Origin of the sequence: Mesorhizobium sp. M4B.F.Ca.ET.143.01.1.1 (assembly GCF_004792275.1) — a bacterium.
Lineage (GTDB): Bacteria > Pseudomonadota > Alphaproteobacteria > Rhizobiales > Rhizobiaceae > Mesorhizobium > Mesorhizobium abyssinicae.
In genome coordinates, this window is record NZ_SRSR01000004.1 from 223052 (window position 1) to 245707 (window position 22656).

A 22656-nucleotide genomic window follows, 5' to 3' on the forward strand; every position below is an offset into this window, starting at 1 on the left:
GCCTCAATCGTGGACGCCGAGCTTCTTCTGCAGGCTGGTCGACGAGGTGGTGTACTGGAAGACGATGCGCTCGCCGGGGCTGACGATGCGCTTGGCGGCCTGCGCCATCAACGCGACCTCATGGAAACCCGACAGGATCAGCTTCAGCTTGCCGGGATACCAGTTGATGTCGCCAACGGCGAAGATGCCGGGAACCGAGGTCTGGAACTTCTCGGTGTCGACCGGGATCAGGTTCTCATGCAGGTTGAGCCCCCATTCGGCGATCGGACCGAGCTTCATGGTCAGGCCGAAGAAGGGGAGCATGCGGGTGCATGGCACCTCGATGTCGCCGTCCGGCCCCTTGATGGTCGCGGATGAAAGCCGGCCGTCGGCGCCGCTCAGGCCGCTCACCTGGCCGACCTGGAAGTCCAGCTGCTTCATCTCCTGCATGGCATACATCTTGTTGACGCTGTCAGGTGCCGCGCGGAACTCCGGACGGCGATGGACCAGCGTCACGCTCTTTGCCACCGGCTGCAGGTTCAGCGTCCAGTCGAGCGCCGAATCGCCGCCGCCGACGATGACGAGGTCGTGGCCGCGGAAATCTTCCATGCGGCGCACCGAATAGAAGACGCTGTTGCCTTCATAGGCTTCGATGCCCGGAATGGGCGGCCGCTTGGGCTGGAACGAGCCGCCGCCGGCGGCGATCACCACCACCTTGGCCTCGAACACCTCGTTCTCGTCGGTGGTGACGCGGAAGCTGCCGTCCTCCAGCTTCTCCAGGCTGGAGACCATGCGGTTGTAGGTGAATTCCGGCTTGAACGGGTGGATCTGCTCGAGCAGTTTGTCGACCAGGCCCTGGGCGGTGATCAACGGCCAGCCGGGAATGTCGTAGATCGGCTTTTCCGGATAGAGTTCGGCGCACTGGCCGCCGGGCCGGTCGAGGATGTCGATCAGATGGCACTTCATGTCGAAGAGGCCAAGCTCGAACACGGCGAACAGGCCGACCGGCCCTGCCCCGACGATGAGTACGTCCGTCCTGATCGTGTCGCTCATGCAATGCGCCTCGCTGCCAAACGGCGCGAGACTGCATGAGCAATGGCCCGCTGCCAAGCGGCGGCGGCAAAAATAGCCGAAGCGGCGAACTCAGCCCTGGCGGGCGGGTACGCGCACGACCAGCCCGTCGAGGGCGTCGCGCACCTTGATCTGGCAGGACAGGCGCGAATTCGGCTGGACGTCGTAGGCGAAGTCCAGCATGTCCTCCTCCATCGCCTCCGGCTCGCCGACCTCGGCCGTCCAGGCCTCGTCGACATAGACATGGCAGGTCGCGCAGGCGCAGGCGCCGCCGCATTCGGCCTCTATTCCGGGCACGGCGTTGCGGATGGCGTTCTCCATGACGGTCGAGCCGTTTTCGGCATCCATGTCGAACTGTGTGCCGTCATTGGCAATGAAGGTCAGCTTGGTCATTTGTCACCTGAAGGGGAGTTCCAGCCGAGATAATCACTCCGGCGAACAAGTCAACTGCGGCGCGAAAGCGCCGCGCCGTGACGTTTTTTTGGAACTAGCGGCCGATGGCGGCGATGAACTCGCGCACTTCCTCGATCAGGACGCCGAGCCGGTTCAGGGTCTTGGCGTCTTCGGGCTGGCCTTCGATGGCCGCGGCACAATCGGCGATTGCAAACGCTCCCACCCCGCGCGCCGAGCCTTTGAGCCCATGCGCCAGCAGCAAACGCTCCTTGACGTCGGCTTCGAGGATCTTGTCGCGCACGCCGAGCGCCTGCTGCACGAACAGCGCCAGCACCTCCTGCTCGAGGGCGCGATCACCCATCGTCTGGCGCGAAAGATGGGCGAGATCCACAGGACGTGACCTGGCCGTTCCCGAGACGTCGCCGCCGGGCATGGAAAAGGCAATGCCGCTTTCGCCGCGCATGAAATTTGCAGCTCCCTGGTGTTCAGACTTGCCTGGAAAACTAGGCGAATCCCGTAGCAAACGGGTTAATGATTGACCTGAAAAAATGTTGACAGGGAGGCCGCGAAATCACGTCTCCGTTAACCCTATATTTAAAGTTTTACGTATCGCCCAGAATGCAGGTTTTCTTTACCCCTGTGTGTCATTACGATACGAGGGTCCATTTTCAGCCTCCTGCGTGGGATAAGACGAGCCAGAATCACGGCTCAAAATCATAAGTCCCCGGCAGCTAGTACAGGGTAGCGAAGGCATGGCGAAGAAACCAACGACACGAACTCTCGACAGCGACGTGGCCAAGGAGCTCGAAAAGGCACTCGACCTTGATTTGAGCGTAGATGGCGACGGCGGCCTCGATATGGCGGCGTCGATGGAAGATCTGGAAGCGCAGATTTCGGCCGCGGCTGACGAACTGGCGCGCGAAGGGCGTGGCCACAAGGAAGAACCGGTGGTTGTCCAGAGCCAGAACGCCAGGCCAATACAGAACACGCAGCCGGCGGCGAAGCCCGCCGAGTTGCGTCCGGTTGAAACGCGCAACGGCGCGCAGCCGGCCGGCTTCACCCCGGCCAATGACGACCGCCAGAAGGACTACCGCACCCTGCTGCATGGCCTCAACCGCCGCGCGTCGAGCACGATCTACTGGGTTGTGGCGTTCATTTCGCTGGCATGGATCGCCGGCGCCGGCGGCCTGGCCAATCTTCTGTTCGGTTCGGGCATCTGGAAGATCCGCACCTTCGACCAGTTTTTCGCCCGCCCCGAGCTGATCGGCCTGGCAGTGGCGGCAATCATTCCCGTGATCCTGTTCTGGGCCTTCGCGGCCATGGTGCGCCGCGCGCAGGAAATGCGCATTGCCGCGCAGTCGATGACGGAAGTGGCCTTCCGCCTGGCCGAGCCGGAAAACCTCGCCCAGGACCGCGTCATGATGATCGGCCAGGCCGTGCGCCGCGAAGTCGCGGCGATGGGCGAAGGCATCGAGCGCACGCTGGCGCGCGCGGTCGAGCTGGAAACGCTGGTCCACAGCGAAGTCAACCAGATCGAGCGCTCCTATTCGGAGAACGAGGCCCGTATCCGCTCGCTGGTCGATGGCCTCGGCAGCGAGCGCGAAGCGGTCGTCAGCCATGCCGAGCGCGTGCGCGCCTCGATCGCCAGCGCGCATGAGACGCTGCGCGACGAAATCGGCTCCGCCAGCGACATCATCCGCGACTCCATCCTCAATGCGTCGACCAAGCTGTCGATGACGATCAACAATTCAGGCGACACGCTGATCGACCGCATCAACGAAAGCTCGATGTCGATCTTCGATTCGGTCGAGGGCCGGCTCGATTCGATCACCGACCGGCTGTCGACCTCGGGCGAGGCCTTCGCCAGCCTGCTCGACACCCGCATCGCCAAACTGACCGACACCACCGACGGCCTCACCCGCTCGCTGACCGACCTGCTCGACGACCGCACCAGCGGCATGGTTTCGCTGCTGGGCGGCGCCGCGCGCACGCTGAGCTCCGAGTTCGAGAACAGCCTCAGCGGCATCGAACGGACGCTGGCCGAACGCGGCCAGGCGCTGATCAGCGAATTCCAGACCCGGGCCGAGGCGCTCGACACCGGCACGCAGAAGCTCAATGCCGCGCTCGAAGCCCGCGCCCGCCAGATCAATGAGACGCTGGTCGAGCGCGCCCGCGAAATCGCCAATACCTTTGCAGAGAGCAAGGACCAGCTCTCGGCGATGATCGACCAGGGCAAGACGCAGATCGGCGCCGACATGGCCGACATCGTCTCGTCGACCTCCTCCATGCTCGAGGCCCGCGCCAGCGACTTCGCCGGCCGCATGGAAGCGGCCCGCCACGTCGTCTCGCGCTCCTTCGACAGCGACATCCAGCGGCTCGCCGATGCCCGCGTCGGCATCGAGGAGGCGGTGGAAAACCACAGCCGCAAGCTTTCGGAAAGCCGCGATCGCATGGCCGCCGCCATGCAGGCCGACCTGGCGACGTTCGCCGAAAGCCGTGCCGGCATCGACGCCGCCGTGACCGACCAGGTGCAGAAGCTGGCGGAAGGCCGCACCCTCATCGCGCGCGCGTTGGAAGACGACCTGCGCAAGGTCAACGAGTCGCGCGCCGCGATCGACGCGTCGCTGGGCAGCCACCTGGAGCAGCTCGAAGAAGGCCGCAACCGGCTTGCCCAGGCCCTGAATGACGACTCCGGAAAGCTCGTGCAAGCCCGTACGATCATTGACGAAATGGTTGCCGGCCACGTCGGGAAGCTCGCCGAGGGCCGCAACATCCTGTCGCGCGCCCTGGAAGCCGATCTCGGCAAGCTGGCCGACAGCCGCGCCAGCATCGACGGGCTGGTCGCCGGCCAGGTCGAGAAGATCGCCGAGGGCCGCTCCGTGCTCGCCAAGGCGCTGGAGACCGATATTATCGGCATCAGGAGCCTGATCGAGACCCATTCCGCCAAGCTTGCCGAAGACCGCGGCGAACTCAGCCGTTCGCTGGAGAGCGACCTGTCCGGCATCAGGAACCTGGTCGAGGGTCATTCCGTCAGGCTCGCCGACGACCGCAGCCTGCTGGCGCAGACGCTCGAGGCCGACCTCGCCAAGCTGGCGGAGGGCCGCGCCAGCATCGACGGTCTGGTCGCCGGCCAGGTCGAAAAGCTCGCCGAGGGCCGCGACATCCTCAAGCGCGCGCTCGAAGCCGATATCAACACGATCAAGGGCGCCATCGCCGGTCATTCCGAGCGGGTGGCGGAAGAGCGCAGCCAGCTTTCGAAGGCGCTGGAAGCCGATCTTCAGAATGTGAACAGCCTGATCTCCGACCACACGAACCGGCTCGTCCAGGATCGCTCGACGCTGTCGCAAGCCCTCCAGGACGATCTGCAGAATGTGAACGGCATCATGGCCGATCACCAGAACAGGCTGGTTCAGGACCGCTCGACGCTGGCCAAGGCGCTGGAGGACGATCTCGCCAAGCTGGCGGAGAGCCGCTCCAGCATCGACGGGCTGGTCGCCGGCCAGGTCGAGAAGCTTGCGGAAGGCCGCGATATCCTCAAGCGCGCGCTGGATGCCGATCTCAGCACGATCAGGAACGCCATTGCCGACCAGTCGCAGAAGCTGACCGACAACCGCGCCGAGTTCGCGCGGGTGCTGGAAGGCGACCTGGAGAACGTCAACAGCCTCCTCCAGGGCCATAGCGACAGGCTTGCCCAGGATCGCTCGGCGCTTTCGAAGGCACTCGAGGACGACCTCGCCAAGCTGGCCGAAAGCCGCTCCAGCATCGACGGGCTGGTCGCCGGCCAGGTCGAGAAACTCGCCGAGGGCCGCGATATCCTCAGGCGCGCGCTGGAAGCGGACCTGCAGAAGCTCGTCGCCAGCCGCAGCGAGGTCGACGACATTATCGCCGGCCATGTCGGCAAGCTGGCCGAAGGCCGCGACATGCTGAGCCGCGCGCTTGAAGACGACCTGGCGAAGCTCGTCGACACCCGCAAGGATGTCGACCGCTCCCTGTCCGGCCATATCGACCAACTGGCCGCCAGGAGCAGCGACATTTCGGCAACGATCGCCGCCGACGTCGAGAAGATCGAGCAGGCGTTCAACCGGCAGACCGGCATCATCGAGGAGCGCGCCGGAACCATGGAACGGGCGCTGTCGACCGGTGTCGACAACATCCGCAACGTGCTGGAGAAGAGCGCGGTCTTCGTCGCCGGCGCCTTGCGCGAGAAGGTCATGGAGGTCACCAGCGCCCTGCACGAGCAGGCTGGCCTTGCCTTCAGCGACGCCGACCGCAAGATCGCCGACCGCGCCGAACAGACCTCGGCCGCGCTGCTCGCCAGGGCAGAAGACATCGCCCGCGCCTTCGAGGACGCCGACCGCCGCCTGCATGCGCGCGCCGAGGACACGTCGAATGCGCTGATCGCACGCGCCGAGGACACCGCCGACCAGCTGTCCGCCCGCGCCAGCGAGATCGCCGGTACCTTCGACGCTGCGGACCAGAAGCTGGTTGCCCGCGCGGTCGAAACGGCGCAGTCGCTGGCGGCGCGCGCCGGCGACATCCTACGTAATTTCGAAGGCGCCGACGAACGGCTGAGCATGCGCATCGGCGAATCGGCCGAAGCGCTCGCGGCCCGCGCCTCGGACCTCGGCCGCATCTTCGATGCAGCCGACCAGCATCTGATCTCGCGCATCGCCGAGGGGTCGGAAGCGCTTTCGTCACGCGCGTCCGAGATCGCCCGCATCTTCGACGATGCGGACCAGCGCCTGGTCGCGCGCATCGCCGACAGCACCACGACCATCGGCGGCCATGCCGAGACCATCGTCGGGGCCTTCGCCAGCACCGAGCAGCGGGTCGCCGACCGCGCGCGTCAGACCGGTCAGGAACTGGCCGTCCACGCCCGCGAGATCGAGCAGGCGCTGGCCGGCGCCGACGAGCGCCTGGCGTCGAATGCAGCGGCAGCAGCGGCCCGGATCGAGGAGCAGATCGCCGGCGTCGAGAACCGCCTCGCCTCCACCACGGAAACGATCGGCCAGAAGCTCAACGAGCAGGTCTCGGGCGCGGAGGCGCAACTGATTTCGCGCGCCAACGTCATCGCCGAGACCTTCACCGCGGTCGGCCAGCATATCGGTCAGAGCACCAACGACGCGGCCAAGACCATCGGCGCCAACACCCGCGAACTCAACACGATGCTGGCGGCGCGCTCGGCCGAGATGTCGAAGATCCTCGACGAAACCGCCAAGCCGCTGGTCGAGCGTTTCGCCCAGGGCGGCTCGGAGCTTCAGCGGAGCATGGAAGAGGTCACCGAGCGGGCGACCGAGAAGCTGCGCAGCGAAAACGCCGCGCTGGTCAACGCGCTCGCCAGCCGTACCGCCGAGACCTTGTCGGCGGTGGACGGCGCGCGCTCGACGCTCGCCGAAAGCGTTGCCGATCTCATCGGCCGCATGAGCACCTCCAGCGCCCAGCTCGGTCAGCTGATCGACCAGGCTGCGGCCAATCTCGGTCATGTCGAGGAACGCCTGTCCGGCAGCACGCAGAGCTTCGCGACAACGACGGAAAAGGCCGCGCAGACCTTCGCCAGCTCGGCGCGACTGGTCGATTCGAACACGACCCGGCTCACCGACCTGTCGTCGGCCACGCTGCGCGAGGTCGCTTCGATCGCCACCAAGTTCGACGAGCACAGCCGCCTGCTCTCCAGCGCCTCGGCTCTGCTCAGCTCGGCGCAGAGCAACCTCGAGCACACGCTGGAGCGGCAGTCGTCGCTGGAAGATCTCGCCGTCGGCCTGGTCAAGAAGTCGGAAGACCTCGAAAAGGTGATGCGTTCGTTCGAAAACCTGGTTGGCCAGACGATGCAGAACGCCGAGGGACGGACCATGGAATCGGCGGAGAAGATCCGCACCGCCATCGCCGAGGTCGTCGATTCGGCTACGCGCCGCTTTGCCGACGCCACCGAGGAGATGCGGCGCACGGCCGGTTCGATCAAGAGCGAGCTCGACCTGACGCGCGCCGAGCTCAAGAAGGGCGTCATCGAGATGCCGGAAGAGGCCAAGGAGTCGACCTCGGCCATCCGCCGCGCCGTCTCCGAGCAGATCAACGCGCTCAAGGAGCTGTCTGACATCGTTGCGAAATCCGGCCGCAGCGGCAGCAGCGAATCCGGCGAGCCGCGCGGTCTGCGCCCCGCACCGCAGGCGCCGGCCCGTCCTGCCGAGCCGCTGCGTCGCCCGCCGGCACCGCAGCAGTCACAGCAGCCACAGCCGCAACCCGAGCGCCGGGCACCTCAGGCGCCGTTGGCCGAGACGACCTTGCGCGGCACGCTCGACCTCGATCGCGCTGCCGAGACGGCCCCGCGCCGCGATCCCAATGGCCGCACGGCGCAAGGCGGCTGGGTGCGCGATCTCCTGACCGGCGCATCGCGCGAGGAAGAGCTCCGGCCGGCCGCTCCGGCGGAAGCGCCGCGCCCGGCTCCGGCGCAGCGCTCGCCACTGCATGTCGTGGAATCGCTCAACTCGCTGTCGGTCGATATCGCCCGCGCCATCGACCACGACGCCTCGATCGAGCTGTGGAACCGCTACCGGCGCGGCGAGCGTGACGTGTTCACGCGGCGCCTCTACACGCTGAAAGGCCAGCAGACCTTCGACGAGATCCGCCGCAAGTACCAGACCGAGGCCGAGTTCCGCGCCGCCGTCGACCGCTACTGCGACGATTTCGAGAAGCTGCTCAAGGATGTGTCGCGCAACGACCGCGACAACATCATGGGCCAAACCTACCTGACTTCGGACACCGGCAAGGTCTACACCATGCTGGCCCATGCCAGCGGCCGTTTGCAGTAAGCGGCTTGTTAGCGAGTAACAAAAAAGGCGGGACAAGCTCCCGCCTTTTTGATTGAACGGCATGCTCGTAACCTGAGCTGCGATAAATATCGTCTGTCGGCGCCGCCCCTCATCCGCCTGCCGGCACCTTCTCCCCGTATAGTGACGGGGAGAAGGTGGCTAATCGTTCCACCGGCCCGCTTCCTGCAACGCTTGTGATTGGCGAAATCGTCGATGGCAGCGTCTTTCTCCCCGTCACTGTACGGGCAGAAATGCCCGGCAGGGCAATGAGGGGGCAGCGCCGAGGTTTCCTAATCCAGCTTGTCTCAGTACCCTGTTCTGGCTTGGCGCCGAGATCGCCGTGGTTCGGGCGACGTGCCCCAGCTGGCGATATCAGATCAGCGAATCCGTCCAGAGCACAATGTCCTTCGCCGCCTGGCCGAAGGCGTTGTCCAGAGCGTTGACGTAGGCGGCGTTGCCGCCGCCCGAAACCGGCGCGCTCGTGGTGAAGCTCTTGGCGGCGAGCACCTCGCCATTGCGGTCGTTGAGGATGCGCACGAACAGTTCGACCTCGGCGTGCTCGCCGCCATTGACCCGGACTTCGAAGGAACGGACCTCGGCGATGATCTGGTAGTCGATCGCCAGCCCCTCGCCCGGCTTGCCGACGCCGGCGAAGCTGCCGGAGCGCTGGAAGGTCTCGGCCAGCCTTGCCTGCACGATGAGCGGCAGCCGGTCGGCCCATTGCGCGCCCTTGAGGTACTGGATCGAGCCGTCGCCCGGCTTGATGACGATGTTCTGGCTGTCCAGCGCCTTGAGCGCGGAGGGCTGGGCGATCAGGATCTGGCGACGGCTGCGGCCACGAGCGTCCACCGACGGCGCCGACAACTCGAACGTGTCGAGCGGCGCCGGCTTGGCACCGAGGGCCGCGCAGCCGGCGAGCGAAAGCGCAAGCAGCGCCGCAGCCGATGTCAATCCAACCGACTTCACCCAAACCGACGTCACACGCGATCCCCGTTGTCCCCAGATCGTAAGATCAACCCGCAATTGCGGCTCATGTTCTTGCGGTGGGCGCAGGCCGAAGTCAACGCCGCACCCTGCCGTCATATTGCCGGACCTCGCCCTCGCCGCCCGACAGGATACGCCCCGGGTTGCGGCTGAGATCGGTCACCGCTTCCTCGATGCGGTTGATCGAACGCCTGCTGTCCTGGACCAGCGCCTCGACATTCTGCAGGCCCTGGCCGGAGAAACGGGCGAGATTGTCGGTGATGGTTCCGAGCCGCGCATTCAGCGTGTCGGCGACCTGCTTGAACGATTTCAGCGTCTCACGGGCATCCGCCATGACGCCGTTCGCCTCGCCCGAGCCGAGCAAGTTGTCGACCTTGGCCAGGATGCCGTCGACGCGCACCGAGGCGTCGTTGAGCCGCTGCGCCAGCTGTTTGGCGTCCTTGATGGTGTCGTCGATATCGTCGGCGCGGTTGGCGAACTTGTTCGTGACCTTGGCGATGTCGGCGGCGGCCTGATTGGCGTTGTCGCTGGCCTTCTGGATGTTGGCCAGCGCCGTGCGCACCTCGGCCGGATCGATGCCGTCGAGCACGCCGTTGACTTTGTCCAGCGTGCCTTGCGTCTTCTGGGCGAAGTCGTTGATCGAGCCGACCGCCGTGTTGACGTTGTTGATGACGGTATCGAACTGCTTGGAGGTTTCCTTCAGGTTGCCGGTGACCGTGTCGACATTGGCGACGATGCTCTTGATCTGGTCCTTGTCGACGGCGTTGAGCAGGCCTTCGGCGGCCTTCAGGGTGCCGTCGAGCTTGCCCGAGACACCCTTCAACTCGTCCGACAACGCACTCACGCTGGACAGGAACTTGTCGATGCCGTCGGAATTCTTGGCCAGCGCGTCGGAAAAGGTCTGCACGTTCTTGACCGTATCGGTCAGCGGCCCGCGCACGTCATGGGTGAACCCTTCGAGATCGGAAAGCACCTTGTCGGCGCGGGTAAAGATGGTCTGCGCGGTCTGCAGGAGGTTGGTGACCGCGGATGGATTGGCGACGATCTCGGCGTCCTTGCCTTCCTTCTCGGCCAGGTCGAGAAGGTTTTCCTCATTCAGGTTGGCGCCCTTGAGCTCGATATTGGCCTGGCCACTGAGGCCGGCAATGCCGATATCGGCCTGCGTCGACTTGGTAAGCGGCGTCGTCCGGCCGATTTCGGTGCTGGCGATCGCGGCGGCCGGATCGTTGGGCGCGATATAGACGCGCTTGACCACGCCGACCTTGACGCCGTTGAACAGCACCAGGCTGCCGGGGCCGAGGCCCGAAGCCGAACCTGGAATGCGCACCAGCAGCACGGCCGTCTCGCCCCTGTCGCCGATGGCGGCGGTCCAATAGACAAAGGCGAAGGCCGCAACAATCGCGGCCAGAGTGAAGATGCCGACAATGACGTAGTTGGCTCTTGTTTCCATTGCCTCACTTATGACTATGCGCGCGCCGCAAGATCAAGTTGCCGGGCACGTTTTCCGCGGAAATAGGATTTGACCCAAGGCTCCTCGCTCTTCAGCATGTCGTCGATCGTACCTTCGACCAGCACTTTCTTCTTGCCGAGCACCGCAACGTGATCGCAGGCCGTGAACAGCGTGTCGAGGTCGTGCGTGACCATGTAGACGGTGAGATCCATGGTGTCGCGCAGCTTGACGACGAGTTCGTCGAACTCCGCCGCGCTGATCGGATCAAGCCCCGAGGTCGGCTCGTCGAGAAAGACGATGTCCGGATCGAGCGCCAGCGCTCGCGCCAGCGCCGCGCGCTTGATCATGCCGCCGGAAAGCTCGGAGGGGAATTTCTGCGCCGCGTCCGGCGGCAGGCCGACCAGCTCGATCTTCAGCAGCGCCAGCTCGTCCATCAGCTTCCTCGGCAGGTCGAGATATTCCCGCATTGGCACCTGCACGTTCTCCTGCACCGTCAGGGCTGAGAACAGCGCGCCGTGCTGGAACAGGACGCCCAGTCGCATGTCGACGCGCAGGCGCTCGATATCGCTTGCCTTGTCGACGTCGACGCCGAACAGCTTGATCGTTCCCGATTGCTTGGGCATCAGCCCGAGGATGGTTCGCAGCAGCACGGACTTGCCGGCGCCGGAAGCGCCGACGAAACCAAGGATCTCACCACGCTTGATGTCGAGCGACAGCTTGTCGAGGATCAGCTTGTCCTCAATGGCGACGGTGACGTCGCGCACCGAAAGCACGATCTCGCTTTCGTCAGCGTCCTCCGCAGTCTTGACCCCGTTGCCGTTCGCGTTCGCCATCTCAGAACTCGATCGCTGCGTAGAACATGGCGAAAAGCCCGTCGAGGATGATGACGACGAAGATCGACTTCACCACCGAGGCGGTCACGTGCTGGCCGAGCGATTCGGCGCTGCCACCGACCTTCATGCCTTCGACCGACGCTATGATGCCGATGATCATGGCCATGAACGGCGCCTTGATCAGTCCGGCAAAGATGGTGCTGAGATCGATGGCGATGCGCAGCCTGTCGAGGAAGGCGGCCGGCGGAATGTCGGAATAGAGCCAGGCAGCGACGATGCCGCCGCCAAGTGCTGCAAAATTGGCGACGATGGTGAGGCAAGGCAGCGCGATCACCAGCGCGACCAGCCGCGGGAACACAAGCACGCCGATCGGATTGAGGCCGATGACCTTCAGCGCGTCGACCTCCTCGCGCATCTTCATCGAGCCGATCTCGGCGGTGATGGCGCTGCCGGAACGGCCGGCGATCATGATGGCCGTCATCAGCACGCCAAGCTCGCGCAGGATCAGCACGCCGACGAGGTCGACGACGAAGATGTCGGCGCCGAAATAGCTGAGCTGATAGGCGCCCTGCTGGGCAACGATGGCGCCGACAATGGCCGACATCAGCACCACCACCGGGATGGCGCCGACGCCCATGCGGTCGATCTGGTTGAAGATCGCGGCCGGATTGACGGCATGGCCGCGGCCGAGCTTCATCTGGGCGCCGCGGATGGTGGCGCCGAGGATGTTCATCGAGGCCAGGAAATCGTCGCGCATCTCATAGACGCGCCGGCCGACCGCCTCGAGCGCACGCAGGATGATGTTGGGCGGACCGGCCGGCCCCGATTCGGGCTCGCGCCGGACGGCGTCGCCGACGGCGGAAAGCAGGATGGAGGCGATCTCGCTCTGCCCCTGCATGGTGACTTCGATGCCCTTCTTCTCGAAGGCGCTGACCAGGCGGTCGATCAGCCAGGCGCCGGCGGTATCCATCTTGTCGATATGCGAAAGATCGAGCGCCAAGGATTTGACGCCGCTGCGCTTTTCGATCTTGCGCATCTCGGCGTCGACCAGCGCCACGGTGCGCGTCGTCCAGTTCCCCGAGAAGGCGCAACCGAGAACGCCGCCCTCCTGGCCGACCGCGACGCGCGGCTGGCCGTTCGGCTCCTTGGCGGCGGTGCCGCTTGCGTCGCGTTTGCGGATGGTCAACATGGCGTCCTGTTTAGCCTGCCGGAACCGGGCTGTCATTTGCCGGCGACCCGTTGTCGCACAGCCGGAGAAGAAAAATATGGCGCGTGTCATTTCGGTCGAGTCCGAGCGTTTTCCCATCGCCGGAGCCTTCACGATCTCACGCGGATCGAAGACCGAGGCGGAAGTCATCACGGTGACGATCCGTGAAAATGGCCATGGCGGGCGCGGCGAGTGCGTTCCCTACAAGCGCTATGGCGAGACCACGGACGGCGTGCAGGCAGCGATCGAGGCGATGCGCGGGCGGATCGCCGACGGAATCGACCGGGCTGCCCTGATCCACGCCATGCCCGCCGGCGCCGCGCGCAACGCCATCGATTGCGCCTTGTGGGACCTGGAAGCGAAGCTGAGCGGCGCGCCGGTGGCGCATGCAATCCGCGCTGTGCCCTTGAGAGCGCTGGAAACAGCCTTCACGCTGTCGCTTGGCGAGCCCGAAGCGATGGCGGCGCAGGCTCGCGCCAATGCCGCGCGGCCGCTGCTCAAGGTCAAGATCGGCGGCGACAACGACAAAGCCCGCATCCGTGCCGTCACCGAGGCGGCGCCCGGCAGCCGCATCATCCTCGATGCCAATGAGGGCTGGACGGAGCACAATATCGTCGAAAACCTCGCCTTCGCCGCCGAGCAAGGGATCGCGCTGATCGAGCAGCCGCTACCCGCCGGCCGCGACGAAATCCTGCGCGAGATCGCGCATCCGGTGCCGATCTGCGCCGACGAAAGCGTGCACGAGGCGAAGAACCTCGACGCGCTGGTCGGCCTCTATGACGCCGTCAACATCAAGCTCGACAAGACGGGTGGCCTGACCGAAGCGCTGGTGCTGCGCGGCCGCGCCCGCGAACTCGGCTTCGACATCATGGTCGGCTGCATGGTCGGCACCTCGCTGGCGATGGCGCCGGCCGTGCTTTTGGCCCAGGGCGCCGACTTCGTCGATCTCGACGGTCCGTTGCTGCTCGCCAGGGACCGCACGCCCGGCCTTGTGTACCGGGGGTCGCTGGTGTCACCCCCCGACCGAACGCTGTGGGGCTGAGCGCGCGGCGAGCGCAATCAGCGCCAGCCCGATGAGCGCGATCGGGATCATCGCCAGAAAACCGTCGACGCCAAAGCGATCGTAGAGCGGGCCCGACACCAGCGTCACCACGGCCATGAAGAAGCCGTTGAAGAAGTAGGCAATGCCTTGCGCGGCGCCGGTGCGCTCCTCCGAGACGGTTTCACCGATCATTTTCTGCAGGCCGATCAGCACCATCGCAACCGATACGGCGTGCAGCGTCTGGACGCCGAAGAAGCCGGCAATGCCGAGGCCGAGCGGCCAGATCAGCGGAAAGGCGATCCAGCGCACGATCGCGCCGATGGCGGCGATCAGCATCACCGTGGCGACGGAAACGGAACCGAAGATGCGCGTGAACATCACAAACATGCACACCTCGGCGACCACGCCCCAGGCCCACAGCAGGCCGACGACGGTGTCGCTGATGCCGATCGACTTCCAGTAGATCGAGACGAAGCCGTAGAGAAAGGCATGGCTGGCGGTGATGATGCCGACGCCGAGGGTGAAATAGAGGAAATAGGCGTTGAGGAGCGTCGGCGCCGAATGCTGGATGTCGGCCGCCGAAAGCGGCGAGGCGCGGCGCGGACGGCCAAGCCTTGGCGCAAGCAGGCCGGCGGCCAGGGCCGCGGCCAGCGCGACGAAGATGATCACCGGCACCGCCTCGGCGCCCGTGCGCGCCAGGATGAAGCCGCCGACGACATTGGCGCAGAGGTAGGAGATCGAGCCCCATTTGCGCATGCTGGTGTAATTGGAGCCGAAGCGGCGCACGCCCGATAGCGCCAGCGAATCGGCGATCGGCGAATGCGGTGTCCAGACGACGGTCAGCGCCAGCGAGACAACGAGCACGATGGCGTAGGTGGGTGGCAGGAAATAGCCGGCGGCGAGCAGCATCGATGCGGCCACAAGCGCTATATAAACATTGGCGCGGTCCCGCGCCCGGTCGGCAAGCGCTGTGAGCAGCGGCGTCGTCACCACGCGCAGGAACATGGGCGCCGCGAGGATGACGGCGATCTGCTCGGCATGGAAACCCTTGGCCTGCAGCCAGAGCGGGAAGTAGGGCAGATGCGTGCCGAGTGACACGAAGAGCGTGGCGAAGATCAGGCTCATGCGCAGCTCGAAATGGCGCGGCTTGACGAGCTGTTCAGGCGTGAGCGGCGGCAAGGACATGAATCGATCCAATTACGCCGCGTTCTACCGGCCGCAACGTATGGCGATCCCTAACATGGAGAAGAACCCGGCGAAACCGGCTGGACTAATCGATTAACGCGCGTTTGCGCCCGCAGGGGCCTGGCGTCAGGCCGCCTGCACCGCCCTGCCCTTGATGTTGACGGGAACGAGCACGTCCTTGCCGGCCGGAGCCTCGGGCAGGACATGCGCCCAGGTCAGTATTTCCATGCGCCCGTCGAAATGCTCGACCACCGCCGTGCAGCTTTCCACCCAGTCGCCGGTGTTGATGTATTGCACATCGCCGTAATTCTCGATCGCGGCGTGATGGATGTGGCCGCAGATGACGCCATCGACATGCGAGCGGCGCGCCTCGTCGCTCAACACGGTCTGGAACGAGCCGATGAAGTTGACCGCCTTCTTGACCTTGACCTTGGCCCAGGATGAGAACGACCAGTAAGGCAGGCCGAGCAATTGACGCAGCCGCGTGATGATCCGGTTGACCTGCATCGCCGCGTCATAGGCGTAGTCGCCGAGATAGGCGAGCCAGCGCTGGTTGTGCACCACCGTATCGAACTGGTCGCCATGGATGACCAGCAGGCGCCGGCCGTCGGCGGTCTCGTGGATGGCGCGGTCGGCGACGACAATGCCGCCGAAATGCACGCCCTGGAACTGGCGGGCGAACTCGTCGTGGTTGCCGGCGATATAGGTGATCGAGGCGCCCTTGCGCGCCTTGCGCAGCAATTTCTGCACGACGTCGTTGTGGCTTTGCGGCCAGTGCCAGCTGCGCCTGAGCCGCCAGCCATCGACGATGTCGCCGACCAGATAGATGATATCGGCGTCGTGATGCCGGAGGAAATCGATCAGGAAGTCGGCCTTGGCCGCCTTCGACCCCAAATGGATGTCGGAGATGAACATCGATCGGAAAGTGCGGGGCTCTGGGCCGGACATCGCTTGTCACCGTTGCTTTCGCAGAGCCTATGCCCCGATTCATGCAACAACCGTATGACGGTTGCGATTGGTCCAGCCCAAGCGCTAGCTTGCCGCGCTCGATAACAGGAGAAGACCGTCATGGATCTCGGCATTCGCGGAAAGAAGGCCATTGTCTGCGCATCCAGCAAGGGGCTCGGGCGTGGCTGCGCCATCGCGCTGGCCGAGGCCGGCTGCGATCTCGTCGTCAACGGCCGCAACGCGGACCTTCTGGCGAAGACCGCCGCCGAAATCCGCGAAAAATTCGGCGTCAAGGTGATCGAGATCGCGGGCGACGTGTCGAAGCCCGAGGTGCAGAAGGCGCTGCTTGCCGCCTGCCCGGACCGGGACATCCTCGTCAACAACAATGGCGGGCCGCCGCTGCGCGATTTCCGCACGCTCGACCGCGAGAAGATCCTCGAGGGCGTCACGCAGAACATGGTGACGCCGATCGAGCTGATCCAGGCGGTGATCGACGGCATGGCGAAGCGCGGCTTCGGTCGTATCGTCAACATCACCTCGCTGTCGGTCTATGTGCCGATCCCCGGCCTCGATCTCTCGTCCGGCGCGCGCGCCGGCCTGACCTCGTTCCTCGCCGGCGTGGCGCGCACGGTGGTCGACCGCAACGTCACCATCAACAGCCTGCTGCCGGGCAAGCTCGACACCGACCGGCTGCGTGGTCCGCATGAGGCCGGCACGACCGAGGATCCCGCCGCCGCCGCCGAGCGAAAAGCCCGCATCAGCGCCGACGTTCCGGCCAAGCGCCTCGGCACGCCCGAGGAATTCGGCCAGATCTGCGCATTCCTGTGCTCGGTGCATGCCGGCTATCTCACCGGCCAGAACATTCCAGTCGATGGCGGCCTCTACGTCAGCGCGTTCTGACCTGCTGGCGGCGCCGGCCGCCCGCTATATCGCAGAACCCCGCCACAAGGGGTGAAATAGCTTGGTTATTCCTGCTTCGCCGATGTGAATGCCAATTGCGTCATTTGCCGTCGCGAAAAGCTCGCGTCGCATGCTAGAGCTGTTCATCGTTTCATCGAAACGCTGAACCGCTCTATCTCCTTGTTTCGACGCAATTCCGGGCGGAAAACCGTTTCACACTTTTCCTGGAATTGCTCTAAAAGGCAGCGAAGCAGGAGCGCAAGGAGGCCGGCATGGACAGCGAGAACAAGAAACCGGCCCGGTCGGACCTCGACGAGGCCGCGCTCTACTTCCACAAGCATCCCATTCCCGGAAAGCTGGAAATCCAGGCGACCAAGCCGCTCGGCAACCAGCGCGACCTGGCGCTCGCCTATTCGCCGGGGGTCGCCGCCCCTTGCCTCGAGATCCGCGACGATCCGGCAACCGCCGCCGATTATACGGCGCGCGCCAACCTGGTCGGCGTCGTCTCCAACGGCTCGGCGGTGCTCGGCCTCGGCAATATCGGCCCGCTGGCCTCGAAGCCGGTCATGGAAGGCAAGGCGGTGCTGTTCAAGAAGTTCGCCGGCATCGACGTCTTCGACATCGAAATCGATGCGCCGGAGATCGAGCGCATGGTCGAGACGGTCGCGGCCCTGGAGCCGACCTTCGGCGGCATCAACCTCGAGGACATCAAGGCGCCGGAATGCTTCGAGGTTGAGGAGCAGTTGAAGGCCCGGATGGGCATTCCGGTGTTCCACGACGACCAGCATGGCACGGCGATCATCGTCGCGGCCGCGGTGCTCAACGGTCTGGAGTTCGCCGGCAAGACGATTTCCGACATCAAGATCGTCACCTCGGGCGCCGGCGCGGCGGCGCTTGCCTGCCTCAATTTGCTGGTCTCGCTCGGCGCCAAGGTCGAGAACATCTGGGTCACAGACAGGTTCGGCGTCGCCTACAAGGGCCGCACGGACGAGATGGACCGCTGGAAAGACCCTTATGTGAAGGACACCGACGCGCGCACCCTGGCCGACGTCATTCCCGGCGCCGACGTCTTCCTCGGCCTGTCCGCCGCCGGCGTTCTGAAGCCTGAACTGCTGCAGCACATGGCGCCGAAGCCGCTGATCCTGGCGCTGGCCAATCCCAATCCAGAGATCATGCCGGAGGCTGCGCGGGCCGCGAGACCGGATGCGATGATCTGCACCGGCCGTTCCGATTTCCCCAATCAGGTCAACAACGTACTGTGCTTTCCTTACATCTTCCGTGGCGCGCTTGACTGCGGCGCCAGCGCCATCAATGAGGAGATGAAGATGGCAGCGGTCAGGGCGATAGCCGCCCTTGCCCGCGAAGAGCCCTCGGATGTCGCGGCGCGCGCCTATTCCGGCGAGACGCCGATCTTCGGGCCCGATTTCCTGATCCCCTCGCCCTTCGACCCGCGCCTCATCCTGCGCATCGCGCCGGCCGTCGCCAAGGCCGCCTGCGACACCGGCGTGGCCACCAGGCCGATCGCCGACTTCGCCGCCTATATCGACAAGCTGAACCGCTTCGTGTTCCGCTCCGGCCTGGTGATGAAGCCGGTGTTCTCGACGGCCAAGGCGTCGAGTGCCAAGCGCGTCATCTATGCCGACGGCGAGGACGAGCGTGTGCTGCGCGCCGCGCAAGTGGTGCTGGAGGAAGGCATCGCCGAACCGATCCTGATCGGCCGCCCGCATGTCATCGAGGTCAGGCTGAAGCGCTATGGGCTGCGCATCAAGCCGGGCGTCGATTTCGGCCTGATCAACCCGGAGGAGGATCCGCGCTACCGCCACTATGTCGACCTGCTGATCGAGCTTGCCGGGCGGCGCGGCGTGACGACGGAAGCGGCGCGCACCATGGTGCGCACCGACAACACGGTGATCGCCGCACTGGCACTGAAGCGCGGCGATGCCGACGCCATGGTCTGCGGCCTCGAGGGCCGTTTCGAGCGGCATTTGCGCAACGTCACGCTGATCATCGGCCCGCGTGCCGGCATCAAGGACCGCGATCTCTCGACCCTCTCCATGCTGATCTCGCAGCGCGGCATCATCTTCCTCACCGACACCCATGTCTCGGTCGATCCTACGGCCGAGGAGATCGCCGAGATGACGGTGCTGGCGGCGGAGGAGATCCAGCGTTTCGGTATCGAGCCGAAGGCAGCGCTGCTGTCGCATTCCGACTTCGGCTCGCGCGATTCCCCGAGCGCGCTGAAGATGCGCCAGGCGGCGGCGATCCTTGCCCGCATCGCGCCCGAATTGCAGTGCGACGGCGAAATGCATGCCGACTCGGCGCTGTCGGAGCACCTGCGCCAGCGCGTCTATCCGCATTCGCGGCTGAAGGGCGAAGCCAATCTTCTGGTGTTCCCGAACCTCGATTCGGCCAACATCACGCTGACGGCGCTGCGCGCCATGATGGATGCCCTGCATGTCGGGCCGATCCTGCTCGGTACCGACAAGCCTGCGCACATCCTGACGCCCTCGGTGACCTCGCGCGGCGTCGTCAACATGACGGCACTGGCGGTGGTCGAGGCGGCGCACAAGGCGCAGGCGGTCGTCAATCTGGGCTGAGGCCGGATATTGCGGTAGACTGCGGGTTGCAGACTCAAGTGCTTTCGGCTGCAAAGTAAAGACAGGTTTAACCGCGGACACGCTAGTCTATGCGACAGGCTGGCAATCGGGGTTTCAGGCGAATGAAGGGCGCGGGGTTGAAGCTGACCCACCTTGCGGCGCTGCTCGCGGCGCTGGCGACGTCGGCTGTCGCGGTGACCGAGCCGCAGGCCGCCTCGCGCATGTGCCGCCAGCTCGAAGCGGAGCTGGATGCCAGTCGCGGCGGCGGTGGCGGACCGGCGATAATCCGCAAATATGACGACGCCATCGCGCGCCAGCGCGAACAGATGGCGAAGGCGCGCAACCGGGCGAGCGATGCCGGCTGCGGCTTTTCGCTGTTTTCGCGCAACGTCAACAAATGCGCCGCGATCAACGCGAACATCGATCGCATGAACGCCAATCTCGATGCCCTGCTGGCGAAGCGCGAGCGTCTTTCAGGCGGCGGCACCCGCCGCGACCGAAGCCGTATCCTCGCGGCGCTCGATGCCAATGGCTGCCGCGACGACGAGATCGCGCCGAGGCGCGCTCCGATCGAGGAGGCCGCGCACGACAATGGCGGCGGCGGCAATCTGTTCGAGCAGCTCTTTGGCGGCGGCAACCGCGAGCTCGAAGCGCTCGACACGCCCGATGCGCCTGACGTGCCGCCGGACGATCCGAGCGAGCGCAACATCCGCCGCGTGATCAACCAGCCAGACGGCATGGACCTGCCGCGGCTGAACGGTGAATTCCGCACCGTATGCGTGCGCACCTGCGACGGCTATTTCTTCCCGATGTCGAACGCCGCTTCCTATGGCGATTTCGAGCGCGATCAGAAGAATTGCGAATCGAGCTGCCCGGGCACCGAGATGCAGGTGTTCTACACGCGTGGCATGGACGACGATGCTGGCGCGATGACCTCGTCGGTGACTGGCAGGCCGTACAGCGAACTACCGAGCGCCTATCTCTACAAGCAGAGCAACATGGCGCGGCCGCCGGCCTGCGGCTGCAACGCGCAAGCGCAGAATTTCGAGATCATCGCCGGCAATCCGCCGAACCCCGGGCAGTCCGATCCCGAGGCAGCCACGGCGCCCTTCGTTCCCATGCCCGGTACCAAGCCGGATCCGGGCGCCGATCCGGAGACGCTGGCCAATGCCGAAGGCGGGCTCGACCGCGACGCCATCAAACGCCTGGCCGAGAAGCCGGCGACATCGCCGGTGTCGGCGCTGCCGCCGGAGCAGCGCAAGGTCAGGGTCGTCGGGCCATCGTTCCTTCCCGACCCAGCAGGGGCAATAGATCTGCAAGCTCCGGCCCGGAAGGCTGTCCAGTAAGAGCCAGTCGGAGCGGCATGAACAGCGCCTTGCCCTTGCGGCCGGTTGCTTCGCGAATCTTGCCGGTCCAATCCTTCCAGACGGTGCCGTTCCACGGCTCATCCGGCAACAGGTCGAACGCCTGGTGCAGGAAGTCGCGGTCCTCGCCGGAAAACTCCGCCGGCTCCTGCGGCCCCTGATCGACGATACGCCACCAGGCAACCGCGTCGGCCAGCCTGTCGAGGTTGCCGCGCACGGCCATCCAGAACGGCTCCGCCTTGTCGCCTGAAACACCCAGCACGATCAGCCGGTCGCGCGCCTCGGCAAACGGCATATGGTGCATCAGCGTGCGGTTGAGCACGAACAACTCGTCCGGATCGAACTTGGCCGCCGATTTCGAGGTCGCGGCCGGATCGAAATGGCCGGCGAGGTCGGCAAGATCGTGCGCCGCCGCGACGTTCTCCGACGTGCCGACGAGCACCGCCAGCGAGGCGACCGCCATCGGCTCGATACCGTTCTCGCGCAGGCTTTCGATCGACAGCGCGCCGGTGCGCTTCGACAGGCCCTCGCCCGAGACCGTGGTCAAGAGATTATGGTGGCCGAAGACCGGCGGCTCGGCGCCGAGCGCCTGGAACAGCGCGATCTGCACGCCGGTGTTGGTGACATGGTCGTCGCCGCGGATGACGTGGCTGACGCCCATCTCGATGTCGTCGACCACCGACGGCAGCGTGTAGAGATAGGTGCCGTCCTCGCGCACCAGCACGGGATCGGACAGCGAGGCGAGATCGACGGTCTCCTCGCCGCGCACCAGGTCGTTCCAGTGGATCTCGGTGCGCTCGGGCTGCAGCGGATCGCTGGTGAAGTTCGGCAGCAGGAAGCGCCAGTGCGGGCGGCGGCCGTCCGACTGGTATTCGGCCACCTGCTCCGGCGTCAGCGTCAGCGCCTCGCGGCCGTAGACCGGCGGCAGGCCGCGCGTGCGGCGCACCTTGCGGCGCAGATCGAGTTCCTCCGGCGTCTCGTAGCAGGCGTAGAGGACGCGCGCCTCCTTCAGCCGTTCGACTGCGGCGTCATAGATCTCGACGCGCCGCGACTGGTATTCGGTGGCGTCCGGGAAGATGCCAAGCCAGTGCAGGTCGTAGAGGATGGAATCGGCGAATTCCTGCTTGGAACGGGCGATATCGGTGTCGTCGAAACGCTGGATGAAGCGGCCCTTGTTGTTCGCGGCGAACAGCCAGTTGAACAGAGCGGTGCGCGCATTGCCGATATGGATGCGGCCGGTCGGCGACGGGGCGAAACGGACGGTAACTGTCATGAGCGGGGCGTAGCGGATGCTTTTCCGGTTGACAAGACGCGCCCCCGCGCGAGGGGCAAGACATAGTGCAAGCCAGCTAAAATGAAAAGCCGGTCGGCCGGCATGGTCCCCTTCGGCCTCGAGTCGTTGCCGACGGCCGCAGAACCGGGAGTTGCGCAGGCCCTTTCTGTCCCCGTTATCCACATCTGTGACACACAAGATATTGGGGTCACAAAAGCTACGTAAACGAATCCTTGACGGCGCAAAACGAGTCGCCTTTTATAGGCCATGCGTTCCTGTTGAGAGCGCGACCGGAGAGTTCAGAGGCCGGTCTTTTTTCCCGGATTTTGTGCGTTTTGCCCACATTTCCGCCCGTTCACGAGGCCGGCGGAAGCGTTGGGATTGGGTGGGGCTTGGGTGGCGAAAAGGGAGAATTGTCGGACTGGAAAAAATGATCTGTTAACACTATATTTAGTGTTTGCAGGCAGGTTCGACCCTAGATAGTGTGAAACCCTCGATCGGGGGAATCGCGAAAAAGTTTCAAAGTTTTGAGGGACCCGCAGGTTCGTCGGCGAGTTGGAGAGGCACTTCGCAAGAAGTTGGCCAACGCGCCGTGCGACGACTGCGAAGGAGATGCCGGCGTCG

Annotated in this window: 15 protein-coding genes; 5 read left to right on the forward strand and 10 right to left on the reverse strand. The window is 65.1% G+C overall.

Annotation, left to right across the window (positions count from 1 at the left end; genetic code table 11):
• Nucleotides 1-3: 3 nt before the first annotated feature.
• The 3 genes from EN786_RS11765 to EN786_RS11775 form a co-directional block, all read right to left on the reverse strand.
• Complete coding sequence (locus EN786_RS11765; RefSeq protein WP_127287061.1) at nt 4-1032, reverse strand: NAD(P)/FAD-dependent oxidoreductase; 1029 nt, start codon at nt 1030-1032, stop codon at nt 4-6.
• A 90-nt stretch (nt 1033-1122) separates the two neighbouring features.
• The gene (locus EN786_RS11770; protein WP_127287062.1) at nt 1123-1443 is read right to left on the reverse strand and encodes a 2Fe-2S iron-sulfur cluster-binding protein; all 321 of its coding nucleotides are present in this window, start codon (nt 1441-1443) and stop codon (nt 1123-1125) included.
• 94 nt (nt 1444-1537) lie between these two features.
• Complete coding sequence (locus EN786_RS11775; RefSeq protein ID WP_127287063.1) at nt 1538-1906, reverse strand: Hpt domain-containing protein; 369 nt, start codon at nt 1904-1906, stop codon at nt 1538-1540.
• A 289-nt stretch (nt 1907-2195) separates the two neighbouring features.
• On the opposite strand from EN786_RS11775, the gene EN786_RS11780 reads away from it, so the two are divergent.
• Nucleotides 2196-8249, forward strand: a complete 6054-nt coding sequence (locus EN786_RS11780) for a kinesin (RefSeq protein WP_135908374.1) — start codon at nt 2196-2198, stop codon at nt 8247-8249.
• A 372-nt stretch (nt 8250-8621) separates the two neighbouring features.
• On the opposite strand, the gene EN786_RS11790 is transcribed toward EN786_RS11780, so the two are convergent.
• From EN786_RS11790 to EN786_RS11805, 4 genes are read right to left on the reverse strand one after another with little or no spacing between them, the layout of a single operon-like run.
• Nucleotides 8622-9332: an ABC-type transport auxiliary lipoprotein family protein gene (locus EN786_RS11790; protein WP_127286682.1), complete on the reverse strand. Its 711-nt coding sequence runs from the start codon at nt 9330-9332 to the stop codon at nt 8622-8624.
• Nucleotides 9310-10683, reverse strand: a complete 1374-nt coding sequence (locus EN786_RS11795) for an MlaD family protein (protein WP_127286683.1) — start codon at nt 10681-10683, stop codon at nt 9310-9312. Before EN786_RS11795 ends, EN786_RS11790 begins: the two co-directional genes overlap by 23 nt.
• 14 nt (nt 10684-10697) lie before the next feature.
• A complete protein-coding gene (locus EN786_RS11800) occupies nt 10698-11516 on the reverse strand; it encodes an ABC transporter ATP-binding protein (protein ID WP_127286684.1) in 819 nt (272 codons plus the stop codon).
• Nucleotide 11517: 1 nt separating this feature from the next.
• Complete coding sequence (locus tag EN786_RS11805) at nt 11518-12705, reverse strand: ABC transporter permease (RefSeq protein WP_127286685.1); 1188 nt, start codon at nt 12703-12705, stop codon at nt 11518-11520.
• Between the two features lie 76 nt (nt 12706-12781).
• Here EN786_RS11805 and dgcA point away from each other — a divergent pair, with 76 nt between their 5' ends.
• Nucleotides 12782-13765, forward strand: a complete 984-nt coding sequence (gene dgcA, locus EN786_RS11810; RefSeq protein ID WP_127309158.1) for an N-acetyl-D-Glu racemase DgcA — start codon at nt 12782-12784, stop codon at nt 13763-13765.
• Here dgcA and EN786_RS11815 read toward each other — a convergent pair.
• Nucleotides 13736-14950, reverse strand: a complete 1215-nt coding sequence (locus EN786_RS11815; RefSeq protein ID WP_135908376.1) for an MFS transporter — start codon at nt 14948-14950, stop codon at nt 13736-13738. The two genes, dgcA and EN786_RS11815, sit on opposite strands and share 30 nt — an antisense overlap.
• Before the next feature lie 126 nt (nt 14951-15076).
• Nucleotides 15077-15898 (reverse strand): UDP-2,3-diacylglucosamine diphosphatase, encoded by an 822-nt coding sequence (locus tag EN786_RS11820; RefSeq protein WP_127287258.1) that lies wholly within the window; start codon nt 15896-15898, stop codon nt 15077-15079.
• A 120-nt stretch (nt 15899-16018) separates the two neighbouring features.
• Here EN786_RS11820 and EN786_RS11825 point away from each other — a divergent pair, with 120 nt between their 5' ends.
• The 3 genes from EN786_RS11825 (at nt 16019) to EN786_RS11835 (ending at nt 20741) form a co-directional block, all read left to right on the forward strand.
• Nucleotides 16019-16798, forward strand: coding sequence for an SDR family oxidoreductase (locus EN786_RS11825; RefSeq protein ID WP_135908378.1), 780 nt, complete (start codon nt 16019-16021; stop codon nt 16796-16798).
• Nucleotides 16799-17070: 272 nt separating this feature from the next.
• Nucleotides 17071-19395, forward strand: a complete 2325-nt coding sequence (locus tag EN786_RS11830) for an NADP-dependent malic enzyme (RefSeq protein WP_127285455.1) — start codon at nt 17071-17073, stop codon at nt 19393-19395.
• A gap of 122 nt (nt 19396-19517) precedes the next feature.
• On the forward strand, nt 19518-20741 hold the full coding sequence (locus tag EN786_RS11835) for a DUF2865 domain-containing protein (RefSeq protein ID WP_127285454.1): 1224 nt from the start codon (nt 19518-19520) through the stop codon (nt 20739-20741).
• Here the strand turns inward: EN786_RS11835 and gltX are convergent.
• On the reverse strand, nt 20659-22032 hold the full coding sequence (gene gltX / locus EN786_RS11840) for a glutamate--tRNA ligase (RefSeq protein WP_127309159.1): 1374 nt from the start codon (nt 22030-22032) through the stop codon (nt 20659-20661). The two genes, EN786_RS11835 and gltX, sit on opposite strands and share 83 nt — an antisense overlap.
• Nucleotides 22033-22656: the final 624 nt, after the last annotated feature.